The organism is Veillonellales bacterium, assembly GCA_039680175.1.
Taxonomy (GTDB): Bacteria; Bacillota; Negativicutes; order JAAYSF01; family JAAYSF01; genus JBDKTO01.
On sequence record JBDKTO010000092.1, the window covers coordinates 36,398 to 43,413 of the forward strand.

6 protein-coding genes and 1 riboswitch are annotated in these 7,016 nt (G+C 48.1%); of the genes, 3 read left to right on the forward strand and 3 right to left on the reverse strand.

The window, feature by feature from the left end:
• Window positions 1-5: 5 nt before the first annotated feature.
• Window positions 6-821, reverse strand: coding sequence for an ATP-dependent sacrificial sulfur transferase LarE (gene larE, locus ABFC84_15935; GenBank protein MEN6414229.1), 816 nt, complete (start codon window positions 819-821; stop codon window positions 6-8).
• Between the two features lie 228 nt (window positions 822-1,049).
• Here larE and ABFC84_15940 point away from each other — a divergent pair, with 228 nt between their 5' ends.
• From ABFC84_15940 to bioB (ABFC84_15950), 3 genes are read left to right on the forward strand one after another with little or no spacing between them, the layout of a single operon-like run.
• Window positions 1,050-1,475: a hypothetical protein gene (locus ABFC84_15940; GenBank protein MEN6414230.1), complete on the forward strand. Its 426-nt coding sequence runs from the start codon at window positions 1,050-1,052 to the stop codon at window positions 1,473-1,475.
• Entirely contained in the window at window positions 1,457-2,035 is a 579-nt protein-coding gene (gene bioB, locus ABFC84_15945) for a biotin synthase BioB (GenBank protein ID MEN6414231.1), read from the forward strand. The genes ABFC84_15940 and bioB (ABFC84_15945) overlap by 19 nt, the downstream gene beginning before the upstream one ends.
• Before the next feature lie 21 nt (window positions 2,036-2,056).
• Window positions 2,057-3,052, forward strand: coding sequence for a biotin synthase BioB (gene bioB / locus ABFC84_15950; GenBank protein MEN6414232.1), 996 nt, complete (start codon window positions 2,057-2,059; stop codon window positions 3,050-3,052).
• Between the two features lie 66 nt (window positions 3,053-3,118).
• On the opposite strand, the gene ABFC84_15955 is transcribed toward bioB (ABFC84_15950), so the two are convergent.
• Together ABFC84_15955 and ABFC84_15960 are read right to left on the reverse strand one after the other, a co-directional pair.
• Window positions 3,119-4,531, reverse strand: a complete 1,413-nt coding sequence (locus tag ABFC84_15955) for a sodium:solute symporter family protein (GenBank protein MEN6414233.1) — start codon at window positions 4,529-4,531, stop codon at window positions 3,119-3,121.
• 215 nt (window positions 4,532-4,746) lie between these two features.
• Window positions 4,747-6,594: an APC family permease gene (locus ABFC84_15960; protein ID MEN6414234.1), complete on the reverse strand. Its 1,848-nt coding sequence runs from the start codon at window positions 6,592-6,594 to the stop codon at window positions 4,747-4,749.
• Window positions 6,595-6,726: 132 nt separating this feature from the next.
• A riboswitch (cyclic di-AMP (ydaO/yuaA leader) is annotated at window positions 6,727-6,864 on the reverse strand.
• Window positions 6,865-7,016: the final 152 nt, after the last annotated feature.

Below are 7,016 nucleotides of genomic sequence, written 5' to 3' on the forward strand. Positions count from 1 at the left end.
ATTCGTTATTTAGCAAGAACTTCATTCATGCTGCCAGTGCGATAACCTGCCAAGTCCAGCGTTACATAGGTAAATCCCAGTTGCTTGATAAAACCGGTGATTTTAGCTGCATTGTCTTCCCGGGCGATACCGGCAATATCCTGAGCCGATACTTCAATTCTGGCTAAATTGCCATGGTGCCGCACACGAACCTGCCCGGAGCAGAATCCCCGGACGAACTCTTCCGCCTGTTCAACCTGATGCAGCTTTTCGGCAGTAATTTTCATACCATATTGAACCCTGGAGGATAAACAGGCCGCGCTTAGTTTATTCCAGGTCGGCAGCTGCCACTGTTTTGACAATGCACGGATTTCTTCTTTGGTAATTCCTACTTCCAATAACGGGCTTTTGACTTTTTCCAGTTCATTTATCGCCTGCATTCCCGGCCGGTAGTCGGAAACATCATCCGCATTGGATCCTTCCAGAACCCAGGCGATTCCCTGTTCCTGAGCCCATTGGGACAAAACGGAAAACCGCTCCTTCTTACAATAATAACAGCGTTTGGCAGTATTAGCGATAAAATCGGCGCTGTCAAGTTCGCTAATCGGTAACAAAACATGCTTAATGCCGATTTTAGCAGCAATAGCGACCGCCTCTTTCTTCTCCCGTTCCGCCAGAGTAGCGGAATAAGCAGTTACGGCAATCGCTTTATCCCCCAGCACCCTGCTGGCCGCGGCAGCCAAAAAGGAGCTGTCCACCCCCCCGGAAAAAGCAATGGCAGCGCTTCCCATATTCAATAAAAGTTCATTCAATTTCGTCAGTTTTTCTTGTAATAGGTTCATCTATACCTTCCCTTACCTTTTAGTTTTCCAATCATCAGTGGTTCTCATCTGGAATTTATCATAAGTTTACCGGCTTGTCAACAATTTGCAATCGGAGAAAAATCAGCGAGGGGAGAGTTTACAAGGCTGATTGTTAGTAGTAAAATAATATTGTTAACCTCAAATTATTTAATTGTTTACAATTTTATTCTCCGCTCCCACTGTTATTAATCAAGAAGGAGGTTGATTATGAATTCACTGGCCATCGCAGCTTTAGGTGAAAAAATTCTATCCGGCGATACAATTGCCCGCTCTGAGGCCAATGCACTTATCAGCGCAGCCGACGACGACATTTTTCTGCTCACCGCCTATGCCAATAAAATTCGCCACCACTTCGCCGGCAACGGTGTCGATATGTGTGGTATCATCAGCGCCCGCTCCGGAAAATGTTCGGAAGACTGCAAATTCTGTGCTCAATCCTGCTACCATCATACCGACATTACCGTTCATCATCTCCTGGACAAGAACACGATTATCACTGCCGCCAAAAAGGCGGAGGCAGAAGGCGCCGCCAGAATCAGCCTTGTCACCAGCGGTAAAGGAATGGAAGGAGACGCGCCGATTTCCCCGAAATTTTACAAACCATCGAAACCATACTGTCCAATACTCATTTAAAAGTCTGCGCCAATCTCGGCACAATCACAAAAGAGCAGGCCCTGCAGCTGGCCGCTGCCGGCGTAAAGCGCTATGCCCACAACCTGGAAACCAGTGAACGGTTTTACCCAAAAATGTGTACGACTCACTCCTACCAGGAACGTCTGTCCACTATTCAAGCGGCCAAATCAGCCGGTCTGGAGCTATGCACCGGCGGCATCATCGGCTTGGGCGAAACTTGGCAGGACCGGTTGGATCTGGCGTTTGCTCTGCGTGAAATCGGTGTTCAATCCATTCCCCTGAACATCTTGAATCCAATCAAAGGCACCGCTCTGGAAGGAGTTAACCCGCCGTTGCCGCTGGAGATTCTGAAGGTCTTTGCCATTTTTCGTTTTATTCTGCCTGATCGGGTGATTCGTCCGGCAGGCGGCCGGGAGCTAAACCTGCGGGACATGCAGGGAGCCGTCATGCTCGCCGGCGCCAACGGATTAATCATCGGCAATTATCTGACCTTTTCCGGCCGGGACGCCGCCGCCGATTTCCAAATGGTGGCTGACGCCGGGCTCAGGCCAAATACATAAGAATTAGGAGGAAACATAATTATGAGTTATGATTTAATATTTTCAGTTGGCAAAAAAGTATTGGAAGGTGGGCAAATTACCTTCGATGAAGCTGTCGCGCTCACCCGGATCGAAGAATCCGATATTCCGCTTCTTTTAGCTGTAGCCAACAAAGTAAGAGAAAAATTCACCGGCAAAATAGTGGACACCTGTGAAATTGTCAATGCCCGTTCCGGCGGCTGTTCGGAAAACTGCAAATTCTGCGCCCAGTCGGCCCGCCATGAAGTGAAGCTGGACGTTTACCCATTGATGAGCGAAGACGATATTGTGGCCGCTGCCAAAAAAGCTGAAGCCGACGGTGCCAACCGGTTTAGTATTGTTACTTCCGGCTGCGGCATGGAAGGCGATCAGGATTTTGACAGGATTACCAGCGCCATTGAGCGAATTGGCCGCGAAACTTCCCTAAATCGCTGCTGCTCCCTGGGAATTCTAAAAGAAGAGCACGCGAAAGCACTAAAGGCTGCGGGAATTACCCGTTATCATCACAACCTGGAAACCAGTAAAAGTTTCTTTCCCAAAATCTGCACCACCCATACCTTCGATGACCGCATTGCCACTATCAAACGAGTCAAAGCAGAAGGATTGCAGGTTTGTTCCGGCGGCATCATCGGTCTTGGCGAGTCCTGGCACCAGCGGATCGAACTGGCGTTTACGCTAAAGGAATTGGATGTCGATTCAGTGCCGGTGAATGTATTGAACCCGATTAAAGGAACCGCTCTGGAAAGGGTGAATCGACTGAAGCCCATGGAAATTCTCCAGACCTTCGCCCTCTTCCGCCTCATCCTGCCGACCAAAACCATCCGCTACGCCGGCGGTCGGGAATGCAATCTGGGAAATCTGGTACCGCTAGGCTTCCTGTCCGGCATAAACGGTATGCTGATCGGCAACTACCTGACCACTCAAGGCCGCGGCGCGGCTGACGATTTAGCTACAATTACCGGATTGGGACTGCAGCCACTGTGCAGTAAAGCAGAATAAAAATAATACAAGAACCGCTTTAGAGTCTTCTTTCTAAAGCGGTTCTTGTATTAACGGCATACACTGTCAGGAATGTTCCTGAAGTTTTGCCGCTATTTTTATGTTTTGCGAATCAAATACCGTTACGGCAAAAAACGCAATCAGGCACACCAGCCATTCCATATAAATGGGATGGGCAAAAATCCGGACCTGGGGAAAAAGCTGCCAGGCCAATAGTCCGAGCATCCCGGCCAGAGTCGTATAAAAGGCTGAATTTTTCCGGCATAAGCCGGGAGCAAAAATAGTAAACAGAAATACTGCCGTAAAGGCCGTTGTCAGACTAAGTCCGATCAGTATTGTTTTAATAATATCCACCGCGTTAAAAGCCAGCCATAAGGTAAAAATGCCCAATCCGAATATAGTAAGACGATTGGCAATTACATATTTTTCATCACTGATACGAGGGCACAAAAACCGTTTAAAGATATCCTGGGCAAACAAAGTACCCGCACCTAACAAGATATGACAAGCGGTTGCTACATCGGCAGCCCATAAAGCAGCTAAGGTAACCCCGGCAAGAACAGGATTCAACGCAAGAATGACCTGGGGCAGCGCCATCGTCGCCTGAATGTCGGGATAAGCCACCCGTGCCGCAACACCCAGAATCGCGCAAAGAAAACCAACCGGGAAAATAATCAGAGCACCTAACAAAAACCCTTTTTTCGCCGCTTTGCCGTCTTTAGCGGCACACGCCACCTGAACCGGTCCCTGAGCGGTAATCGTCTGGGTAATCATAACCGCAAACCAGCCGACGATGGTTGCCAACCCCAATCCTCCCACCGGACCGAACCAATCGGTTCCCGGCGGCAGGCTGGCGGCGATAGTTAGCAGGCCTCCCTGCCGGGAAACGGTTTCAACCGTTCCAATAATCACGCCGCCATAAATCAGCGCCACACTTAGCAGGTTGGATATGCCGGAAGCCCATAAGCCGCCAATCAGTGTAGTGCCAATAAAAACAAAAGCACTGGTAATCATCCCGCCCTTAAAGGAAAAAACCTCCGGCAGCAAGGATGATAAAATGGCTCCCCCGGCCAGATATTGCAAAGAGGTAATCACCAATTGAATCGTGATTAGTCCCACAACACTAATCACTCTGCCTTTGACATCATAATAGCGTTCAAATAATTCCGGTATGGTCGTACAATTCAGTTCCCGATATTTGCCGGCGGCAAACAACGCCATAGCTACGGCTCCTGCCGACCAGGCCACATTATAAAATCCGGCGGCAATCCCTACCTGAAATGCATTTTCGGCAACCCCGATAGTCGATGCCGCGCCTACGGCTGTACCGGCAATATTCGCCGCTACCAAAGCCGGACTTAACTGGCGGCCGGCAAACAAAAACTGGGTACTGTTCGCCGACGCCCTTCTTTTTACATAAAAGCTAATACCGAACAACACAAAAATGTAGGTCACTACAATGAACAACTGAATCCACATTTCTCATTCCTGCCTTTTTACCGATTCTCCATTGCATCAGTCCGTGTACTGCCGGAAAAAAATACACACCCCTGCCAGGAATGTGTATTGATCTTCGCTGCCATCCTGCCATACTAACAAAAAACGAACTCCTGCTATTGCTACAAGATAACTATAGCACCGGCAGCAAAATGTGTCAAAGCAGCGTAACCGCTTTAGACGGATACAGCATAGGATTACTTATGCAAATGATAAGGGATCGTTGCTACAATTACATTCTTTTTCAAGATCAGCGCCGTCCGGATAATCCAGCCTGTTTGATTGTGCAGCAGACGGTGCCACCATTTCTTCGGCTCAAATTCAGGGATTAGCACCGTAATATAATCTTCCGGCTGCTTCTGCTTATCCAATGCTTCCACATAGTCAATCAGCGGCTGGATAACCAAACGATACGGCGAATACACGGTAACCAGCTTAACCCCTGGATTCCAGCGCTCCCATTTACAAATTACCTTCTGCGCCGATTCTTCATCCGTGGCAATATGGAGCGCAATAACATCCGCACTCAGTGTCTTGGCATACTTTAATGTTTCAAAAACCACTCTGGTAGGCGAAGCGACAGGTACCACAATATGATTTTTCCCAAGCTTAAATTGCATTTCACCGGATTCCAGCCATTCTAGCGGCAAATGAAGCTGCTCCGCCATATTATTGTAATGAAAGCGAATCTTTTTGAACACCCAGATCATAAAAGGTATAAACAACATAATAATCCAGGCACCGTACAGAAACTTGGTAATCCCAATAATGACAACAACAATCGTAGTTGCCAAAGCGCCAAAACCGTTTAAAGCGGCACGGAACAGCCAATTCGGCCCCCTTTCCCGGTTCCAGTGCACCACCATACTGACTTGGGCAATCGTAAAAGAAATAAAAACGCCGATAGCATATAAAGAAATTAAATCTTCCGTCTGTCCTTTATAGATAATGGTCAGCATAACTGCGGCCATTGTAAGCAAAATAATTCCGTTGGAAAAAGTCAGCCGCTCTCCCCGGGTAGCCAGATAGCGGGGCATATATCCGTCCCGGGCGATAATAGACAATAAAACCGGCAGCCCATTATAGGCGGTATTGGCCGCCAAATAAAGAACAATCATAGTCGAAATTTGAACATAATAGTACATCCAAGTCCGGCCAAAAATTTCTTCGGACAATTGGGATAAAGCCGTCACTTCCTGCAAGGGCATAATGTGAAAATGAAGCATTAAAAAAGAAACACCCACCAACATAGTTCCCAGAATGCCGGCCATCAAATACGTTGTGGCAACGGCATTGCGGGCTGCCGGCTTTTTAAACAGAGGCACACTGTCGGCAATCGCTTCAATACCGGTCATAGAACTGCAGCCATTGGCAAAGGCCCGCAAGGCAATAAACAGTGTAGCCCAATCCAATTGCTGCCGGGCAAGGGATTGGGGCGGAATCAGCGGCACAGCCTGGGTAAACGCCTGCCAGCAGCCGATAGCCAGCAATACAAATATGCCCAGCAAAAAAGCATATGTCGGATAAACGAAGACGGAAGACGATTCCCGGATGCCCCGCAGATTCACCAGCATTAAAACAAGAAACAATACCAATACATCCAGAATCACCTCATTCCCTGTCAACGCAGGAAACGCCGATACAATAGCCGCCGTACCGGCAGAAACACTTACAGCTGCGGTCAGAACATAATCGGCAAGTACCGATCCGGCCGCCACTAAGGCCGGCATTTCTCCCAAATTTTGTCTGGCAATCGCATAGGATCCGCCGCCGCCCGGATTTGCTTTAGCCACTTGAGCATAAGAAATGGCTACTGTAATCAGCACCAGCAGAATTGCTAAAGTTACCGGTATCATATAGCCATACGTAATCAGTCCCGGCAAGGCAACTAAAGCCAGGATAGCCTGCTCCGGTCCATAGGCCACCGACGACAAAGCGTCTGACGAAAAAATTGACAGTGCTTTCCATTTTGGCATTTTTTCCTGAGCCATTTCCTGATTATGCAGCGGTTTACCAATCAGCAGCCGCCGAAGCAACCGAACCATATGTTGATTCCTCCGTATTCTAATAATTAATATTACGTCCTGCTTGCAATGCGTATCAACGTATGCGGAAGCGCCTCGGTCATCCAGCACTTAACTCTTTTTCGGCACGAAAAAAGAACCCTAAAAGGTTCCTTGACCCCTGCTTTTAGCCTACGGAGTTAGCTGACGGGTAGGATGGCAAGGATTTCAACATCCCTTCTACCACTCGGTAGAATAAACCCCACTAGATTGGTTCCTCCGTTTTCTCTCAAAACTCGGCTATCAAATGAGACTTCATCCAGCTGGAATTTGTCCTCCATCTGAATTTTAATCGAATTCATCCAGGAACTTAGCCGCTCTTAACTCCCGCTTGTAGAAACCGGAGTCGTAGAGAGACTTGGTCTTCGGATAAACTATATATCCATTCCAATTATAGCCATTCC

What these genes read in the sequence shown, in the direction of transcription:
- larE (MEN6414229.1), bottom strand. Translation starts at nt 821, where the DNA reads ATGAACCTATTACAAGAAAAACTGACGAAATTGAATGAACTTTTATTG.
- ABFC84_15940 (MEN6414230.1), top strand. Translation starts at nt 1,050, where the DNA reads ATGAATTCACTGGCCATCGCAGCTTTAGGTGAAAAAATTCTATCCGGC.
- bioB (MEN6414232.1), top strand. Translation starts at nt 2,057, where the DNA reads ATGAGTTATGATTTAATATTTTCAGTTGGCAAAAAAGTATTGGAAGGT.
- ABFC84_15955 (MEN6414233.1), bottom strand. Translation starts at nt 4,531, where the DNA reads ATGTGGATTCAGTTGTTCATTGTAGTGACCTACATTTTTGTGTTGTTC.
- ABFC84_15960 (MEN6414234.1), bottom strand. Translation starts at nt 6,594, where the DNA reads ATGGTTCGGTTGCTTCGGCGGCTGCTGATTGGTAAACCGCTGCATAAT.